Below are 18,980 nucleotides of genomic sequence, written 5' to 3' on the forward strand. Positions count from 1 at the left end.
ACATTTTTGTACTTTTGGGTTATGAAACTTAAATATTTTATAACCGTTTTACTCTTATCAGTAGTTTCGTTTGCAGGTTTTGCACAGCGTAAAGGCTATTGGCAACAAGGCGTTGATTATACAATGGATATTGACGTCAACGAGAAAACCTTCCAGTACGAAGGAAAGATGACCTTGAAATACAGCAATAATTCTGGTCAGTCATTGAATAAAGTCTATTTCCATCTCTATTTTAATGCTTTTCAACCGGGTAGTATGATGGATGAACGATTAAAAGTGATTCCAGATCCTGATCGCCGTATGATGCAGAATACGGGTACGAAGGAAAAACCAAATCTGCAGAGTAGAATTTCTACTTTGAAACCGCAACAGATCGGGTATCAAAAAATTAAAACGCTTAAGTTTAATGGACAAGATGCAAGCTTCAAGATTGATGGAACAATCTTAGAAGTAACATTGCCTACCGCAATTGCAGACAACAGTACTGGGACATTCGATTTAACATGGGATGCACAAGTTCCGGAACAAATCCGTCGCAGTGGACGCAATTCTTCGGAAGGTGTTGCTTTTTCCATGACACAATGGTATCCTAAAATGGCACATTTTGATGAGTTTGGATGGCATCTTGATGAATACGTAGGCCGAGAATTCGTTGCTCCTTTTGGCAATTTCGATGTTACTATTCATATTGACAAGGACTACGTAGTAGGTTCCTCCGGCAAATTGCAAAACCCAATGGAAGTCAAGGGCTACTTTAAAAATGCCAAGATCAAAGCGAAAAAAAATAAAGCAACATGGCACTATAAAGCACATAACATTCATGACTTCGCATGGGCATCTGACCCTAAATTTGTCGTAGACTCTGCCAAGTCGAAAGGTGGAATTACAGTGTATACCGTATTTCTTCCAACAGATAAAACAGTGACTTCGAATTGGAAGACAGCCTTAGGTATGGCAACTGAATTCTTCGACTTCACAGCTACGAAATTTGGAGCGTATCCATGGCCAACTTATACAGTTATACAAGGTGGTGACGGTGGTATGGAATATGGTACAGCCACTTTGGTGACCGGAGGACGTGACCTAAAAGGTTTAGTAGGTGTTATTTTTCACGAAGCTGCCCATTCATGGTATCAGCACTTATTCGGCATAAACGAAACCGTAGATGAATGGTTCGATGAAGGATTTACTAGCTACATCGAAGATCTAGCCTACCAAGAATTATTCCTAAGACCAACTGCTCGTGCTTTAAATCCAATCGGAGCAGCTTATAATTCCTATTATCGTTTGGCACTTTCTGGCAAAGAAGAACCAATGAGCTTATTGGCGGATTACTACAATACAAACTTTGCTTACAGTTCAGAAGCCTATAGTAAAGGAGCTGTATTGGCTGAACAATTGGGATATATTATCGGGAAAGATAACCTACACAAAACGTTTCTATCATTTTACGATAAATGGAAATTCAAACATCCAACACCAAACGATTTTAAACGCACAGCCGAAGAGGTATCTGGGATAAACCTAAAATGGTATTTCAATCTTTTCTTGAATACGACACGTAAAATTGACTATGGAATATCAAATATTTCCGAAAACGCCATTGTCATCCGCAACAATTCAGACTTCGCAATGCCGCTAGATATTTTAGTGACTTATGAAGATGGATCCAAGGAATTATTTTATATCCCTTTACGCGAGATGCGAGGCGAGAAAAAAGCAGAAACGTCGTTTGATATATACCAGAACATCAAGCGAACAGTATTGGACGATTGGTTTTGGACAAAACCAACCTACACGATATCCATTGCAAAAAAAGTGAAAGAAGTTATCATCGATCCAACGCAGCGATTAGCTGACGTAAAACAAGAGGACAATATTTATAAACCATAAGTAAGTAAAGACGATAAAAGGTCTAATCTTACATTGACGTTTTTTAATAAAAAGGAGAGCCATTTATACAAAAATGGCTCTCCTTTTTATTTAACTCAAAATCTTTTTATCCGAAAACTAAATTCACTCCAATAATGCTCACTCAACTGCAAAAAAAGCATTTAATTCACTTAGCGTTTCTTCAGTTTTGATCGAATCCTTGACGATAATGCCTTTATTCAAAGCAATAATACGGTCAGCTGTATCCACCGTATGCGACAAGTCATGACTGGAGATGAGAAGCGTAACTCGATGCTCATTCTTCAATTTCAGAAGTAAACTTTTTAAGCGAAACTGCGTTGTTGGATCCAAATTAGCAAATGGCTCATCCAAGATAACCAATTCCGGTTCACCAATTAATGCACCGATAATACCTACTTTCTTTTGGTTACCCTTTGATAAATCACGGATATAAACCTTCCGATTAAGAACCTCTCCATTAAAAAACTCTGCAAATTGCGAAACAAATCGATCGACATCCTCTTTATTCATACCTCTAAGTTCACCGAGAAAATAAAAATATTCACCCGGACTCAAATAACCGATCAAGAAACTCTCATCAATAAATGCGGTAGTGAATTGCTTCCATCCTCCATCGCCCTGCACTTGGATACCTTTTAATTTAACATTCCCAAAATCAGGCTGTATTAAATCCAATATCAAGCTAAATAAGGTTGTTTTACCGGCTCCGTTATTCCCTACTAATCCAATACTCTCTCCTTCATTAATATTCAATTCAGGAATATTTAACACCTGAACTCCATTGTAATGCTTACTCAAATCTTTTATCTCGATCATAACCTTATGTTATACAATTGATTGTCGTTAATTATTTACTTCCTTAAAGCCTTTTAACATGATGTACTTCTTGCGAGTATAAAGGGTTGCAATGTAGTTTAATAGAGGTCCTTTCAGCAAAAATCCTATTACACCGATTGCGACCAGTGCGGCATTTGCAGCAGCAAGCCCAACAGTAGCTTTCATTACAGACCAGACGGCGATAGGAATCAAAAGCAGTGGAATACCCACCAACCACTGAGCGACACCCATTCCTTGATAGTTGAAAGCGCTTCCATTATCAAGATCTATACGCTTTCGATTCATCGATCCAAAATAAAGAATCAACGGTACATTGATGCCTAAATTATAAACAGCACAAGATATATTAATCCAAAAAATATCCCACCCAAAGTACAGATAAGGTGTACTCAATATGGCTAAAATTGCTACCGATACATACATCAAAATAGCCTTCGATTCCAAATACTGCCGCATGGTCATATTTTGACTCATCAGTAGTGGGTAATAACTGCTATCCCAGGCCGGCACAAACTGTCCAAAATTAATAATGAAGATACCCGATAGAAAAACCCCTACGAATATCAACATACTTGATCCACTTAATTTATCATTACCGTAAAATAGAAGACCATATCCGAGAAAAACAACACAGACGATTAAGACATTCTTTGCACGCTTCGCACGCCAAAGGAGTTTCAAATCCAATTGTAAATATGGCGCAATTGCTCCAAAACGATTTGTCCAAGACAAATCGTAGGTTTTAAATTCTTTCCTTTCTTGTTGTAGGTAAGCGTCTAAGTACAAGTTCTGTGCTACATTTTTATATAACATAAAATAGGTTAGAGCGACCAATAGTAATGGGATAATAGCAATAAACGGATATAATAAAAATAGATTCAGAATTGCGCCAAATAAATTCGTAACCGAAAAGACAGCAAAATGTTCCAACGCATATAAAACCAATACCAATAGTAAAAATGGTACTATCTTCTTAAAGTTCGAAGTGAAATTTTTCGATACGTATAGATTTAAATAATTTATGATGAATTCGCATCCAACAACGCCAACAAACCAAGCCAACATTTGAATGCCACTATAGTCTCCGACTTTTAAAGTAAATAAAGTGAAAGGAATAATAGCCACCAAGAACAACAAGTTCCAAAATGAATAAATAGTTTTCAGAAGGGCGTAGTGAACAATTGCACCGCTACTGACATTTTGAATTAGCAAAGGTTTGCTGTTTATCAGAGGCAAATTTTGAAAAATCAGGCGTAAAACGAAACTTAGGCAAAACCAAACTAGCAGGAACTTATTTACAATTTGGATTGGCTCCTGATCGGGGAATGATTTTTTTAAGAGAGGATATAGAGACACACCAAATAAGAAAAATGCTGTAAGAAAATAGAGCGCGAGAAAGCCCATAAGTAATTTAACGGCAATTCCTTTTCCAAACCCCGCGGATCGGAAAAATGATTTCCATTCCAAGACTAATAATCTGATGAACATATATATAGTTAGTTTCTTAAAAAAAATGGCTAGTAGCGAGTATAAGTAAGCAACTACCTCGTCTTTAAATTAAGAAAAAATAACGGAAACAACAGGATATGAAATTATTATTACGGATCGGGATCGATCTATTCCGTTTTTAAGGATATTTTCAACAAATCATAAGACGCTTGCCAACGCTCACGCTTTGCCTGTTGAAATGCAGCATGAGATTGTAAAAGTTCAACTAGTAATATTCTACCTGCTTCAAATTCCTTTTCTTTGATACTCTTGTTTTCGATCGAAAGTTTCTCTATTGCTTGATAGGAGGCCAATTTCTTCACTGCTGCTTCAATTTTAACTGCTTTCTGACGACCCCTAATTTGATCATCATACTGTTCTTCAACCAATTGAAGCTCCGTTAATTGTTGTTTCAATGCACTTTTACGCAGACTTGGCTGTATTGAAAGATAGGTACTTAATGGAATTCTAAGCGCTAGATTGATAAAGCTATTCCCAAACCAATCTGCCCCTCGGTCTAAGCGAAATTCATTGCTATAAAACTGCTCACCCAGATACGCGTTAACCTTTACCGTTGGCAATAGACCTTTCTTTAATTCTCGCTGCTGCAACTCATTCATTTGTTGATCTAGTTGCAGCGTTTCTAGCTCATAGTTGTTCACTCGTAATGCATGCGCAAATGAGCCGATATCATTCATATTTGAACTCAGCACTTTGGTACTATCTAAGTTTACAAAACGACGGAGCTCTAAATCCGAATCAACCAACACTGACCAGGCTTCATATAAATTAATTCGCCTACGCTCTAACTCTTGCTGAGCTTGAACATATTCTGTCCCCCCTTCTCTTCCTTCATCATAACGTTTTTTGACAATGGTCAATATTTTTTGATAGCTAATAGAATCTTCAACCGCCAACGCATATTGCTCGGTCGCCAACACAACTGCTGCGTATGCTAACGTCGCATCTATTTTCCATTCTTGAACCTGTTTTTCTAAATTAATGCTTGCCCTGTCGATATCCAACCTTTTCTGCTGCTCCTGAATTCCTCGTTTTGGGTCAAAAAGATCCCATTCCATCTGTACACCAACTTTAGAAGACCATTTTGTAGCAAATTTGAGTGGAATGATGGCTCCATCCGCCGCTGTCGGATCAAAGGCGATAGCTGGAACAGGTGTTGTTGGAATAATAAGGTTTCGTTGCAGATTCGCATCGAGATAGAACACAGGAATTCGATTAGAACGGAGTTCCTGCAAATCTTCATTTTTTATTGATTTCTCGATTTGTTTTTGTTGATAAGCATTCCCTTTTGTCATCTCAGCCCACAACTGCTCGACACTCAAAGATTGAGTATAGCCTAATACCGGCATTAAACAGCACATATAAAACAAAATCTTTCTCATATCAAAATACGGAGGCAGGTTCAAGCTTAGAAATCCTACGAACGGCAAATAACGAACCTCCAATGGAAATTAGCAAAGTAAGAAATAATAAAAACAGCGCAAAACCTACAGAAATATGAATAACAAGGCCTGAGCTCGCAACGCCAAATTTAAAACCAAACAATAATAATAATGCAATTATGTATCCTATAATAGCGTATAGGAACGCTTGTGCTACAATAAGTTTATTGACATAACCTTTCTTTGCGCCAATAGCTTTAAGTGTCCCATAGTCCTTAATTCGATCTAAAGCCGATGAATACAATGTCAATCCGATAATGAAGAAACCGCTAATCATAGCAAATAGGACTAATGTCCCAAAACTCATCCCCATGTTAGAACTAATCAAGATCTCCTTTACCGTAGAACTTTGTAGTTTCTGGGGATCCCAAGCCTGCAAATGTGGGAACAGTTGCTGAATATCTGTTCTTAATTGTTCTTTATCAGCTCCCTCACGCAACTTAGCGATCACAATACTCACTTTTGACGGATCCGCATTTCCCAGTATTCGAGCATTATCTAAGGATGTATACATTAAACTAGCACCAAAAGCTTGCGCATTTTTTGTAAGTAAACTGATGGTTGCTCCTTTCCCATTCAACTCAATTGCTTTACCAACCTGTAATTCCGTATTCCAAGTTTTAGCACTAAATATTTCCGCAGAGACAGCATTTGGCTGCATTAAAGAATGTTGATCCCCTTGCAAAATGCGATCGGCATTTGGCCCCATGACAAATTCCGGTGCACTAGCACCAACTAAAGTCACTGCAGCGGTTTTCCCATCTAGAAAAGTCGCCTGTGCAGGTGCTAATACAACAGGGTAAGCTATGTCGACCGCAGGAAGACTCCCTATTTCTTGGACTAGCCGTTGATCAATACTATTGACGGCATTGATATTATTGCTCTGTGCTTCAATAATCCACAGTTCGTTTTCCTGAATTGGAGCGTTGCCTACTAAATTGCCCATTAACCCCATTAAAAAAAATAATAGGCCTAATTGTTGGCCAATAAGGAAAATACTAATCACTATCGCGACAATAATTCCAACACTTTTAGCGCGGTCGAATCGAATAAATTTAAAGGCCAATTTTAACATTTACCGTATTTTTATCGTGCAATCCACCTTCGAATTGATCGTCAGTTTACTCCCTTCATCTACAGTTATCTTTACTCTCCTTACCCGACGATCCTGGCCTTCATTTGCCGTTTCATAGAGTATAGACTTCTCGGATAAGACAGGACTCAAATATGAAATATGCCCCTTTGCAGCATGATCTTTACGACCGACCGGAAATATTAAAACTGACTGATTCAGCTGAACATCATTCACAAAGAGCTCATCAATTTCTGCTTCAATCATGGTCTGTTCAACATCGATTATTTTACCCAATTCCATAGCGCTTTGTATACTCTGCCCTAATTTAGCGTTCAAATCTGTCAATATCCCCGAGGAAGCCGCCCTTATCTCAAAATCAGTTTTTTCATTCTTGACCTTTTGAATTTGAATCTTTTGCTCATTCGCCCTGGCTTGCTGCGCCTGAAGTTTTTGACGCAAGCCACGAACGGTCAATTCCTGCTGTTGCCAATTGGAGCGATCAGTATTCAAATGCTCTCTAGTCTCGGCCTCTTGATCAAAAAGACGCTTGGAGACCTCGTATTTTTCCTTTAACTCATTCGCATAAATCTGCGCCTTTTCAATGTCAGCACGAAGCGTATTATTTTCTTTCGTCAAGCTATTCAACTCGGCTTGCGCCTGTTCTACATCCAAGTCAGCATTACCCGGCTCCAATTGCATGATCAGCTGCCCGACTCCTAAAGTATCACCTTCTTGAACATACAATTGTTTTATTCGCGCAGAGATATTGGAAGAGATGACAGTCCAATCTTTAGCACTCACAACTTTACCTATTGCCTTAATTTCTTTGACAGCTTCCAAGATTTGCGCATTTGATTGCTGCTTTTCTTCTTTCTTATTCGTGCAGGAATAAGAAGCAAGTAATAGCAATATTATTGGGAAACTAGATAAGATCCTATTTATAGTCTTCTTCATTTTTAATCGTATTGGATACAATCCCTTCTTCAACAAAAATCACGCGATCAGCAAATTTTCTAAGTCGCAAATCGTGAGTTACAATAATTACAGCCTTTCCGGAATTCGCTAAAGCTTTTAGTTCATTCATTATTGTCTCTGCGCTCTTTGCATCTAAGGATGCTGTTGGTTCATCACACAGAATCATTGCGGGTTCAGTAACAAGTGCGCGTGCAATAGAAACACGTTGCTTTTGCCCTCCACTTAATTTCTTCGGCAAATTCTTATAACGGTCTGCTAATCCGACCTCATCTAAAGCCCTTTTTGCCTTCTCTGAAGCCTGTGAAGAAGAAAGACCTTGAAGAATTAGTGGTTGCATGACGTTTTCTAATGCCGTTAACGGCTCAATAAGGTTAAAGTGCTGGAAAACAAAGCCTATCTCCTTCAATCGCAAGTCTGCCAAAGCATTTTCTTTTAACTGGGTTACCGCCGAGCCCTTATAAAATACAGAACCCGATGTCGGATAAATGACAAAACCTAATATTGATAATAGGGTAGTTTTCCCACTGCCGGATGGGCCCATAATTAACGTAAGCTCGCCACTATTAAAACCGATATCTGTCTTATCGAGCGCAGTGATGCTCGTATCGCCAGTTTTATAAATTTTATTTACAGCAACTAACTTGACAATTTCTTCTTTCATAAACTATGGCAATATAACAGCTTTAGCCTTTCAAAGTTTGTAATCCGCTCGATTTTCGATAAAATCGACTTTGATCCATTAAAAGGAAATGTCGAAAACAATATAGTATTATAGGTTATGCTATACAAACAGGCTTTGTTTAATGCCTATGCGACAACTGCATATGAAACATTCTCTTCCCTAGCAATGCTTTTTCAGTAACGGTCAGAAAACCTAATCGCTCGTATAACTTTTTCGCACTAGGGTTCGATTCATCAACTAATAAACCAAGCACATTACCCCCTTTATGCACATATTCATCAATTAGGAAGTTCAGAATCGTAGTTCCAATACCTCTTCCTTGTTGATTCGGATCTACGGCAAGACAATCAATATAATATTCTCCGGCTTGCGTTTCATCCTCTGGATTAAAGTCTAACTCATAAGCATCCTTAATTAATCGACCAACCGGTGCACGTAGCTCTTCCAATCTCCCGCCATCGTAAACTAAAGCAGTGCCGATAATCTGGCTATGCTCTACTAGAACCCAGTTATTATCATAAGAATATTGATTCCCTTGATGTTTCACCAATGTTGATAGAAAGCGATAAGCTTCATCATAATTTTTCTCTCCAATAAATTGATAGACGATATCTTCCATAGCCAACAAAAGATGCGTTGCAATCGTCTCTGCATCTTTAAGCTCTCCTCTTCGTATCTGCATAATATAATAACGAGTTTACAAACTAACCATGATTAGCTTAAATCCCTCTTTCGTTCTTAAAAAATGTAAGTGAGTTTGCCGCTTAGAAAAATCCTTGGACTGATTAATCACGAAATTAACGGAAGGATATTTCCAATCATTGGAAAATCCACAAGGATCATAATATTCTTTGTATAAAGCCGATTCAAAAATAAATGGATTTAAGCCATCAAGCGTAAAAAAACATTGATCACGATTTGCCGTTAATTTCTGTAATTCCTTCTGAACAGCTTGATAAAAACGGTAAACAAATTCTTCCTTTGGAAGGGCAATCCACCCTAACTTATCATCCGAATATGTAACTTCCTCAAAACAGAAACTCGCTAACTTTTCCGGGCTTAGCCCCGTGCTTAGTAAGGTTGCAATTTGCTGTTCGAGTTCTAACTCATAATTTATAAAACTATAATATTTTCCATTGACCCCTTTAAACGAATTCCTTGTCGGATCAGCAGAAGGTTCTTCACTAATCGAAACGCTATAATAATTTAGATCGTCATTATAAGGAAACCGTTCAACAAGTACTTGATTCAGCGTGTCGATCAATACCTCCTGCCCTGCCTCCCAAACATAATGTTCATCAGTTTGATTCCCTTGATTATCCTTGAGGTACCTTTTTTTTGCCCCTTTCAATCCGATGATCAATCCGTTCCTAACTTTCGTTAGTCCATCGTACTCAGCAGGTATCTGAATCTCACCACGGGAATTAAAAATCCCTACTTTATCACTTTTCTTATCCCTAAATCTGATAAATCCTTCATTTTCACAATCGGGTGTATTATCAAAAAAATATATACTATCATGTCCAACGATGTTCCCAGACTTTGTTAAGAAATATCCGTCCCAGATATCTCCATCTGCCTTTCCAATCGTCATAATACTTTCAAAACTTCTAGCAACATTCAAATATGGCAGATAAATCGAATCCAAGCGGATTTGACCATGCTGGTCTTTAAAACCTACTGCAGTACTATCTTTGTTATAAAAGCTTTCCCATCGATCAATCTTCTCCTGTCCATTTGCTAGCTGTACAAAAAAGAAAAGTCCAAATAGGATTAAACAAATTTGATGTCTTAAACTCATTAACCTAAAGTACTCAAAAAATATGAGTAAAATAAAAAAGCCAGATCATCTGAGGAGAATCTGGCTTTTAAATATTTTAAATCTCTTTCTACTATCCCTTCTTCTTCTTTCCTTTTTTCTTTCCCATGGCTTCAATATATTTGTTCAACGCATTGATTGTCATTTCCTGAGAATTTATCGTTGTCTGTTGCGCCGAAATAACCTTTTCTAAGGCTTCAATGACCGCATTACTTTGTTCAATTTCGTCAATTTTCGATGGCAGCGTTAAGGCTTGATGATCTGCGTCTGCAGTGCTTCCACGAAACATCCCACCAGCGCCATTCAATAACCATTCTGGATCAATATCCGAGTGTGAAGCTAAAATACTAGCCACCGCGTCAGAACCTAATGCAGATGTTTTTTGAATACCTTTGAAATTAGCGTAGGATAGCCCCAAATCTCGAAAAAATTCAATTTTTGAGATTCCTTTTACCTCTGCGATATGGAGAACACGTTCTTTAATATTGGTCATTTCCTAGTCGATTATTAATATTGGATAAAATTAAGACTTATTCTCGATAAAAGTTAAAAGTATTAAATAACTAACGAAAAATTAATATTAAATATCAGGAATTATTACTAGTGTTCTGAAAAACCCCTTAATTTTTTACCTTTTTGTAGACATAACGCACATTGCAGTACATGACGGTATCCGTTTTCTCTGTCATATGTTTAATCGTTGGAAAATGATATTCATTACCCCAGAAGAAATCATCCTTACTCGCATATCCCTCACTATCGTCGCTTAAATCGAAGGAGATATTTGGACGTTTCTTATGCAAAGTCGAAAAATTACGCTCATAATAAATATGTTGTCGATCAGACGGAAATCTACCATAGTACTGCCAAAAATTAGCATAGATATTCCACCGAAATAAAGAATCACTTTGTCCGACTTTAAATTGAAATTTGTTAGCCTCGTATTGCTCAGGATATTCTGTCAGGACATCTTTAAATACCCTCAACGAATCTTTAGCACGAGACTCTATTGCATTTATCCCACCCAATTTAACCCATAAATAATCGCGAACAGGGCGCTTAAGCCGTTCTTCAACCCCACCATCTTTTGAACCAACGAAGAGCTTGCTCTCAACGATTTCGATTTTTTCAAGCTTGTAAATCATAACCTCTTTAGCTGTAATAACGGAACGGACCTTATCATCCTTACTACAAGAAGAATTAACAAACAGACACAAACCAGTAATCAGAAAGAAAACACAACAAGAAACACGGCTCATAACGAAAAATATAATGCGCCTAAATATACGCAATATTTCGCCTAAAGAAATCTAATTCACAAAAAGGTAACACAAATAAAATATTGAACTAATTAAAAATTGACTAGAAGCGGAGTTTTATTATTGAAACGATAACCAATGCCCAACATGAGATAATTGGGATCTCTAAAATCTTTAATACTATAGCCAATATGTAGAAAGGTACTGCGCGTGACCTTCGTTTTAAGCGCTAAACTCTGATATGTACCGCTAAAATCGCCGCCGCGATGAAGAATATGCGTACCAATGCCAACGCTTATGGTAAAAATTGGCATCGTGAAATCTGCTCTACCAGACAAACCAAGCGCAAGTTGTTCTTTCCAATGTGGTTTATAAAACGGCTGTTCTGTTCCAACAATATAATCCTCAGTGTAGACATTCCCACTGCCATCATAGAGCATATCGATGGAAACACCCGCACGCATTCTATACCCTAAATTGTACATCGGCGCAAAATATGCACCAACAACGGGGTATTTGTCTGGAGACGCCACTTGGGTATTTCCAAATTCTATCCCTTTTCTACGCCAGGATCCGAACAAAACGAAATCATAACTTACATGTCTTGGGAAAGAGGGTACAAGTGCTGTTTCCACAATTTCTCCCTCTTTCGGGCGATGCTCTGTTAGATTATAAGCCAATCCGAGCTTCGCACCAATCATATTTAGCCCCGCATTAGGATATTCTGTATTACCATTCGAGAAATGTGTAAAATCTGCTCCGGTCATCATATTCCATTGCTTATTTAGACGCCATTTAAAAAATAAGCCCAAGTTAATATATGCATTGACCTTAGATCCCATGACCATATTCATAGGATTACTAACGGGATTATAGGGTCGCCAACCACTGGAGAGCCCAAAATTCCATTCATAATGCAGCGAACTTAGTTTACTAAGTCTTAATATTTCGGCATTTTGAAATAGATAACTCGCAATTGGAGTTCCTAATTCTCGATCGTTTCCAAAACTGAAAACCGCCACCCCAATTCCTTGCTGGGTCTTGGAAAATATCTGATTCCCTAGGCTTCCTTTTGGGAGCGCAAAAGAATACCGCACATGCCCAGCAATTGCTTGCTTTGTAAGGGCATCATTTGCAATCTCACTCTTATAAAAGGGTGATGTAGGAAAAACATAAGCCGAACGGACCTCTGCAGAAAAGTGATGTGAGAATTTAGTAAATGGAATTCGAGTACTGTCTCCATTTGACATTAACGCTCTTTCTTGTCCATAGCAAACGGAAACAAAGTAGAAGATGGCCGTTAACAAGAAAAAGCCCTTGCTAAATACAAATTTGCAGCGGCAGCTTCTATTACGTATCTGAATCAAAGGCTTCAATACAATTGGTATTTCCTGATAAGAAATAAAACTAAGAAATTATACGCTCATTACCAAAAATTCTATTTCACAACTTAGAGCTAGATTACCTATAAAAATCTAGGTCATTTAAGAAAGTCGAATTACAAAAAACAACATTCAAAATTGTTAACAAATTCGCGTCATTCGCTAGATTAATAATAGTTCAACCCCAAGAATGGCATAAGCCTGCTTCGAGAATGGTTCGAGAATGCTTCGAAGAAAGTCCATGATTATCGAAAGCAGTATGTTCAAAATCTAAGTCAATCTATTAGCTTGAAAATAAAAAAAACATACTGAATATTAACTTAATATTAACAACCAGAATTTCTATCTTCCTAAATTGACCGTATTAAATGTAAAGCACTCAGAAGTCACTTAATTTTGAGAATTGTTTACAGATTCGATTATACGACTGTTCGCAGTTGATAACCCAAATTTTCCTATTAACCGCAGCATGAAATTGCCTCAATGAAAAACTGAAACTACCTTCTTCCAATATCAATGAGGAAGCTCTTTGACCGTATACATGATTAATTTATTTTGTATAGAATCTTTCAATCCCTCATTATTCAATTTGTCAAGTGCTATTTCATAAACATAGCCTTTCTCCAACTGATCTAATTTCAGATTTAATTTTCGTCTTGAATTTGACCAATCTGCTTTTTCAATTGGAATCGCGGCAACATCGATTTGATCGGATCCATATTTTTTATGGTAATGGTATTTGTATCGTCTAATTTTTACTAAGCTGTCAATCGGCAATACAGCTTCCTCAGCGACCTCCTGTGTAAAATTGAGTTCAAACCCATCTTTCTTTATCTTTACATCTTTGACGTCGAATGCTGGCTTTCCCGTAAATCGTATCCGCTGTATTCCGCGATCACCGAGCCAGCCATGATCAGCTTGCCCAATCCATAAGTCTCCGTTTGGAGAAAAAACTAACCTATTGTTACCTTTCCTTAAACCATTTCCTTCAATAAAAATAGTTGCCGCCCCTTGCATTACACCATTAACTTCTTCAAGCATCACCCGAACCAAGCGTTCACTACTCATCTCGCCGATAATAAACTGCCCTTCGAAATCCTTCAATTTCTGGTTGTTTTTAATCAGTATAGGTTGCGTAGGTGAATTCGCTAGTAAATTATGAGGAAATATGATTGTCGGCTTTACACGCATGGAATCCAACTGGTCGACTGAAAGCTCAAACGGATTTCCGCTATCCCAGCCCTTTGACCACACTAAACTTGCAGGATGACCATAATGCTTTCCTTCTTCTACATGATAGAGTGGACTCGATGCTACCCAGTCTCCTTGATTTTCTGTGACGTACAGCCTATCCTTGGCGTCTAGCGCTATTCCATTTGGTGAGCGAAATCCCGAAGCGAATGGCGTAACATTAAGTTGTTTATCTATCTTCATCACCCAGCCTCTGTATGGAACTACGGAGAACATGGCAATATCCGTTTTGGATTTACCAATCATCAAGGTATCGCCACGCAATTCATTTGATATTCCCCCGCCAGAAGACGATGAATTTAAAGCGATATACAGATTCCCGTTCTTATCTTCAACAGGTCCATACGTAAATTCATGGTAATTACCTGTCATCCCAAACCCGTCATAAACTGTCTGAAATTCGTCGGCAAGCCCATCAGCATCGGTATCTTTAAGCAGGGTCAATTCTGGCAGTTGCATCACCAGCATTTCTTTATCATTAATCACTTTGATCCCTAAGGGTTCATGGAGTCCGGAAGCGAACAATTTCCACTCTTTTGTTTGGGGATTATAGATCATAATTTCTCCTCGCATAAAGCTCGCAACAATACGTCCGTCAGGCATGGCGTCTAACGCTGCGACTTCTGCCGTTAGGCCCTCTGGTGTGCTGATAGAGTCAATATAGTAAACTTCGCTTTCATCAGAATAGTTTTCTCCACATGAAGCCAATAGTGTAGTCACACATAGAAGATAATAGTATAACGATTTCATTATTTGTTAATTTTATATTCTACACTAAAAACTCGTCCTTCCGAAGAGCTTAATTTTAAGGTCTCTGTCGTTAGTGGCTTCCCTTTAAAGAAACATTGCACTCCGTCTGTTTTGGTATAGTTGAATTGTAAATCCGAACTTAATTTAGGAATTCGAAAAGAGCGTACAATCCCCTTTCGATCGGGCGTTTCTCTAATCGTTTCGTAGATGTCTAATTCGTTCAACTGATAATGAAACTCTAGATATTTATCTTTTAACACCTTATAGCCTTTAAATTTTCGCTTGACAATACTATTTACGCCAAGGAGAGAAAGGCTAGGAAGTCGCTTCTCTTGGTAGAAGATGTCTCCTAAAATCTTTGCTTTCGCATCTTTATGTCCCTTCCACAACGCGGCATTATCAACAAATTCACCTTTCCACAGAAACCTCAGGTCGGATAACGATGCATCCCAGCAATAAGAAAGTTGACCTGGTAGGTGAACTGCAATTGCTGCTGGACTCGCTCCTTCAATATAGAGCCGATAATAATATGGAGGGACTAATTCATAGGGATGATTTTTATGCTGATGCTGTTGGTGATCACTGTGGCTGCTCTGTTTTGGGATGTTAGGATCATGCGCTAATTCTGGTAATTTCTCAACTTTGCTGACGTACATTGCGCCATACATTACATGCCCATGCCCTGGGAATGTACAGACATAAGGATAGATACCCTCTTCCTTTGGAGCCGTAAAAGACAGCCGTTCTTTTTGTCCGCCATGCAATATTTTTGTATGCCAAAGAATTGATGAGCTCTCCGGCACGTAAGACTTTGCCATACCTTGCGCGCCTAATTTTGCTGCAAGATTAACAATCTGTTCTCGCGTTCCAGGCTTTAGGACCAGTAGATTATGGTCCATATCATCTGTATTTTCGAAATTGATATGAACTTGTTGTCCAGGTTGCACATGAAACCTCGGGACATCAAATCTAAGCCCGGGAAGTACCGTCATCTTAATTTCTTTAGCAGGCACCCGCTTCGCTTGACTTAAACATTTATTACTACCTAAGAGTAATATGACTAAGCAAGCGATAATACTTAAACTTACTTTTTTATACATGATTCGGTTTAGGATTCAATGTTTTCTAATTTATTTGATGTGCAACAATTGCTTATAATGATCGGAAACGGTGAGTATCCCTCCCATTCGATCAAAGAAATCTTGATTTAGATAATATTTACCTGCTTTTACTTTCGTCCATTCCGCATCAGGATAAGGATGTCGAAGTTTCATATCTTCCCATTTTTGATAGTTCATATCACCATTGGTCTCCATCAAGCCTGTCCCGAGAATGGGGAATGGTGTGAGGCTCGCCGCAATCATCTTATTCCATTCCATCAGAACGGGATTTACGGTCAAGTCAGAACATAGACAAGGAATTTTATTTTCATGTGCAATTTTTGCGATTTTCATCGTTAAACTGAGTGTTTTAGCAATGCCCTTTAAGATAAAAGCATTGTATCCTAGTTCAATTTTTCGATAGGCATCCTGTTCGCTATGTATACTTTCATCGGCCCCGACCAATACGCCTAAATCTTCGACGCGCTCTTGATTGGCCTCAACAAAGGGCTCTTCATACAACAGAATGCGCTCAAAAGCACCAATCTCTTTTGCATAATCCAGATAATTAATAAGATCTTTTTTGCGTTCGTATCGGCCGTTAGCATCCATTGTGTAATAGATCGGGATCTTGGAATTGGAAGCGGCCAGCCTTTCATTGATAACATCATGTATTACCTTTAAGCGCGCCTTATCTTGATTCAACATTTCCTGCTGATTTCCGGGACTTCCTGTTTTGATTTTAAACACATAGTATCCTTGGTCAACAGCATTGGCAATTTCTTGTAGCGGCATACTGTAAGAAATTTGAAACATGACCGCAACTTCGCGATTCTGGTTTGCGAAGGCCTCACGGTATTTCTCAGGTATTAGCTGTTGAAAACTCTTCACTCCCCGCTTATTTCCATATAACATCCACAGAGCGTTGTCTACAGAGACTAGCGCATTGAAGATAAAATTGATGTGCAAAGCTGCACGTCCAGTAATATGTTTGCCTTTTCCCTCCAAATAAGGAACAAGTTGATCCATTGCTTCTACAGGATTAGAAAACTTTTTATCACACAACCAGGCTAATGCGGCTTTACTTACTTCAAACATCCATGTATTTCCCGTAGCTTCATCCGTTGACGCAAATGCCTCCGCATCGGCATACAATACGCTTTGTGTACCCATCCCTACGCCGTAATGGCCGTCAGCATCCTCCACGTATGCTATAGCTTGCCATAACTCGGTGAGGTATGCTCCTTTAAATCCAAAGGGAAATCGCAGCTTTTCCTTTTCGATAACTGCATGAACCTTAGAGACTGATAGTTGATTAAACATAGGTTTTAGTTTATTCGTTGATCTGTTCAAGAGGCTTGTTTGAGAAACTGCGAGCATATAGCTACAGTGCTCAATAAACGTTCGTCTATCCATAAAATTACGTTCACCTCCTTAACATCGTTTACGTTCACGGTAATTGATTATAATGTATGATGAATTGCGTTAATTATTATTCATCATGTTTTTCGAGATGTGATTTGGTTAATATTTACTAATCTAATTGGATAAATTGTAAAAAACAAATACAAGTAGATAAAACAGTACTATATGTTCATTGAATGTGCTAAGCCAAATCGCTAGGGCATATGATTAATGCATACAGCAAATGAGCAATTCCAATAAACGTATGAACGCGTAAATCTAGCATGACACCCCATGACAGTTAAACAACTGTGTCTTATTAACTTGTATTATGCGCCTAACCATTTTACTAACCTATGCACTTGCGTGCGTGTTTACCAGCCATGCACAAACAAAGAATCCATCGTCTCCCGTTGGACCTGTTGAATTCCGTAAGATGAAAGTCTCGTCGGAGACCTATGAATCTGTTGGAGTTGCCGATATAAATAATGATGGACATCCAGACTTAGTCTCTGGTGCTTTTTGGTATGAAGGTCCTCACTTTGTGCAACGTCATTTCATTGCGGAGATCAATCGCGTTCAGGAATATTGGGATGACTTCTCTACCATTCTCTTAGATGTGAATAAAGATGGAAAGATTGACATTGTTACTGGCGGCTGGTTTGAGGCCACACTCTATTGGCTAGAGAACCCCGGAAACAATAAAGCATGGAAACGACATGTTATTGATAAAACCGGCAATATCGAGACAGCACGTGGTTTTGATTTAGATGGAGATGGAATTGTTGAGATTATCCCTAACACGCCGAATCAACCTTTAAAATATTATAAGCTACAAGCAAATACAAGTAATAATTCAGATGCACAATTTACAAAAGTTGACGTTGCCCCGACTCATGGGCATGGACTTGGATTTGGAGATATTAATGGCGATAAACGCATCGATATCGTTATAGATAAGGGTTGGCTCGAAGCTCCAAATCAACCCAATGGAAAATGGATACTACATGAAGATTTTGACTTTGGACATGCGAGTATTCCTGTTTTAATTGTTGACATTAATAAGGATGGATTAAATGATCTGATTGTTGGACAAGCGCATGGATATGGTTTAGATTGGTATGAGCAACAGACATCTAGCAAAGGAAAGCGATCATGGAAAAAACACGTTATCGATGCAAATAATTCGCAATATCATACAATGGAATGGGTTGATATAGATGGAGATGGGGAAATGGAATTGGTAACAGGAAAACGCTTCAGAGCACACAATGGCGGTGATCCAGGTGCTAATGACCCCTATGGTTTATATTATTTTAAATGGAATGGTGAATCTTTCACAAAGGATATCATCAGCTATGGTCCTGTTGGTGAAGGGAAAGGCGCAGGTATCTATTTCTCCCTAGCCGATTTAAAAGGGACAGGTCGCCAAGATGTAATCGTTGCAGGAAAAGATGGACTTTACATATTCTTTAACGAAGGGACGAAATGATCATGTCAGAAAACTGACTTTGCTTTTTACTAGCGTCATATGATGTCTTATTTGCGCGTTATATGTGATAAGTTTACAAAGACAATCTA

16 protein-coding genes are annotated in these 18,980 nt (G+C 38.4%); 2 read left to right on the forward strand and 14 right to left on the reverse strand.

What is annotated here, in order from left to right; translation table 11 throughout:
• Window positions 1-21: 21 nt before the first annotated feature.
• Window positions 22-1,893, forward strand: coding sequence for a M1 family metallopeptidase (locus GFH32_RS16500; RefSeq protein WP_153512639.1), 1,872 nt, complete (start codon window positions 22-24; stop codon window positions 1,891-1,893).
• Window positions 1,894-2,031: 138 nt separating this feature from the next.
• Here the strand turns inward: GFH32_RS16500 and GFH32_RS16505 are convergent, their stop codons facing one another.
• The 14 genes from GFH32_RS16505 to GFH32_RS16570 all read right to left on the reverse strand — a co-directional run bounded on the left by GFH32_RS16505 (window position 2,032) and on the right by GFH32_RS16570 (window position 17,318).
• A complete protein-coding gene (locus tag GFH32_RS16505) occupies window positions 2,032-2,730 on the reverse strand; it encodes an ATP-binding cassette domain-containing protein (RefSeq protein WP_153512640.1) in 699 nt (232 codons plus the stop codon).
• Window positions 2,731-2,757: 27 nt separating this feature from the next.
• A complete protein-coding gene (locus GFH32_RS16510) occupies window positions 2,758-4,239 on the reverse strand; it encodes a DUF5687 family protein (RefSeq protein ID WP_153512641.1) in 1,482 nt (493 codons plus the stop codon).
• Window positions 4,240-4,367: 128 nt separating this feature from the next.
• Window positions 4,368-5,642 carry a TolC family protein gene (locus tag GFH32_RS16515; protein WP_153512642.1) on the reverse strand — a complete coding sequence of 425 codons (1,275 nt, stop codon included), beginning with the start codon at window positions 5,640-5,642 and terminating at the stop codon, window positions 4,368-4,370.
• A 1-nt stretch (window position 5,643) separates the two neighbouring features.
• Window positions 5,644-6,777: an ABC transporter permease gene (locus GFH32_RS16520; protein WP_153512643.1), complete on the reverse strand. Its 1,134-nt coding sequence runs from the start codon at window positions 6,775-6,777 to the stop codon at window positions 5,644-5,646.
• A complete protein-coding gene (locus GFH32_RS16525; RefSeq protein ID WP_153512644.1) occupies window positions 6,778-7,731 on the reverse strand; it encodes an HlyD family secretion protein in 954 nt (317 codons plus the stop codon).
• On the reverse strand, window positions 7,712-8,413 hold the full coding sequence (locus tag GFH32_RS16530; protein ID WP_153512645.1) for an ABC transporter ATP-binding protein: 702 nt from the start codon (window positions 8,411-8,413) through the stop codon (window positions 7,712-7,714). The genes GFH32_RS16525 and GFH32_RS16530 overlap by 20 nt, the downstream gene beginning before the upstream one ends.
• A 139-nt stretch (window positions 8,414-8,552) precedes the next feature.
• Window positions 8,553-9,116, reverse strand: coding sequence for a GNAT family N-acetyltransferase (locus tag GFH32_RS16535; RefSeq protein ID WP_153512646.1), 564 nt, complete (start codon window positions 9,114-9,116; stop codon window positions 8,553-8,555).
• 15 nt (window positions 9,117-9,131) lie between these two features.
• Window positions 9,132-10,235 carry a hypothetical protein gene (locus tag GFH32_RS16540; RefSeq protein ID WP_153512647.1) on the reverse strand — a complete coding sequence of 368 codons (1,104 nt, stop codon included), beginning with the start codon at window positions 10,233-10,235 and terminating at the stop codon, window positions 9,132-9,134.
• Between the two features lie 91 nt (window positions 10,236-10,326).
• Complete coding sequence (locus GFH32_RS16545) at window positions 10,327-10,746, reverse strand: hypothetical protein (protein WP_153512648.1); 420 nt, start codon at window positions 10,744-10,746, stop codon at window positions 10,327-10,329.
• Between the two features lie 127 nt (window positions 10,747-10,873).
• The gene (locus tag GFH32_RS16550) at window positions 10,874-11,398 is read right to left on the reverse strand and encodes a hypothetical protein (RefSeq protein ID WP_153512649.1); all 525 of its coding nucleotides are present in this window, start codon (window positions 11,396-11,398) and stop codon (window positions 10,874-10,876) included.
• A gap of 206 nt (window positions 11,399-11,604) precedes the next feature.
• Window positions 11,605-12,762: an acyloxyacyl hydrolase gene (locus GFH32_RS16555; RefSeq protein WP_153512650.1), complete on the reverse strand. Its 1,158-nt coding sequence runs from the start codon at window positions 12,760-12,762 to the stop codon at window positions 11,605-11,607.
• A 645-nt stretch (window positions 12,763-13,407) separates the two neighbouring features.
• Complete coding sequence (locus GFH32_RS16560) at window positions 13,408-14,895, reverse strand: DUF7133 domain-containing protein (protein ID WP_153512651.1); 1,488 nt, start codon at window positions 14,893-14,895, stop codon at window positions 13,408-13,410.
• Window positions 14,895-15,995, reverse strand: coding sequence for a plastocyanin/azurin family copper-binding protein (locus GFH32_RS16565; protein ID WP_153512652.1), 1,101 nt, complete (start codon window positions 15,993-15,995; stop codon window positions 14,895-14,897). Before GFH32_RS16565 ends, GFH32_RS16560 begins: the two co-directional genes overlap by 1 nt.
• A gap of 30 nt (window positions 15,996-16,025) precedes the next feature.
• Window positions 16,026-17,318 carry a mandelate racemase/muconate lactonizing enzyme family protein gene (locus tag GFH32_RS16570; protein WP_153512653.1) on the reverse strand — a complete coding sequence of 431 codons (1,293 nt, stop codon included), beginning with the start codon at window positions 17,316-17,318 and terminating at the stop codon, window positions 16,026-16,028.
• Window positions 17,319-17,730: 412 nt separating this feature from the next.
• On the opposite strand from GFH32_RS16570, the gene GFH32_RS16575 reads away from it, so the two are divergent.
• Window positions 17,731-18,891 (forward strand): FG-GAP repeat domain-containing protein, encoded by a 1,161-nt coding sequence (locus GFH32_RS16575; protein WP_153512654.1) that lies wholly within the window; start codon window positions 17,731-17,733, stop codon window positions 18,889-18,891.
• Window positions 18,892-18,980: the final 89 nt, after the last annotated feature.

It is taken from the genome of Sphingobacteruim zhuxiongii (genome assembly GCF_009557615.1).
In the GTDB taxonomy this organism is placed as follows: domain Bacteria; phylum Bacteroidota; class Bacteroidia; order Sphingobacteriales; family Sphingobacteriaceae; genus Sphingobacterium; species Sphingobacterium zhuxiongii.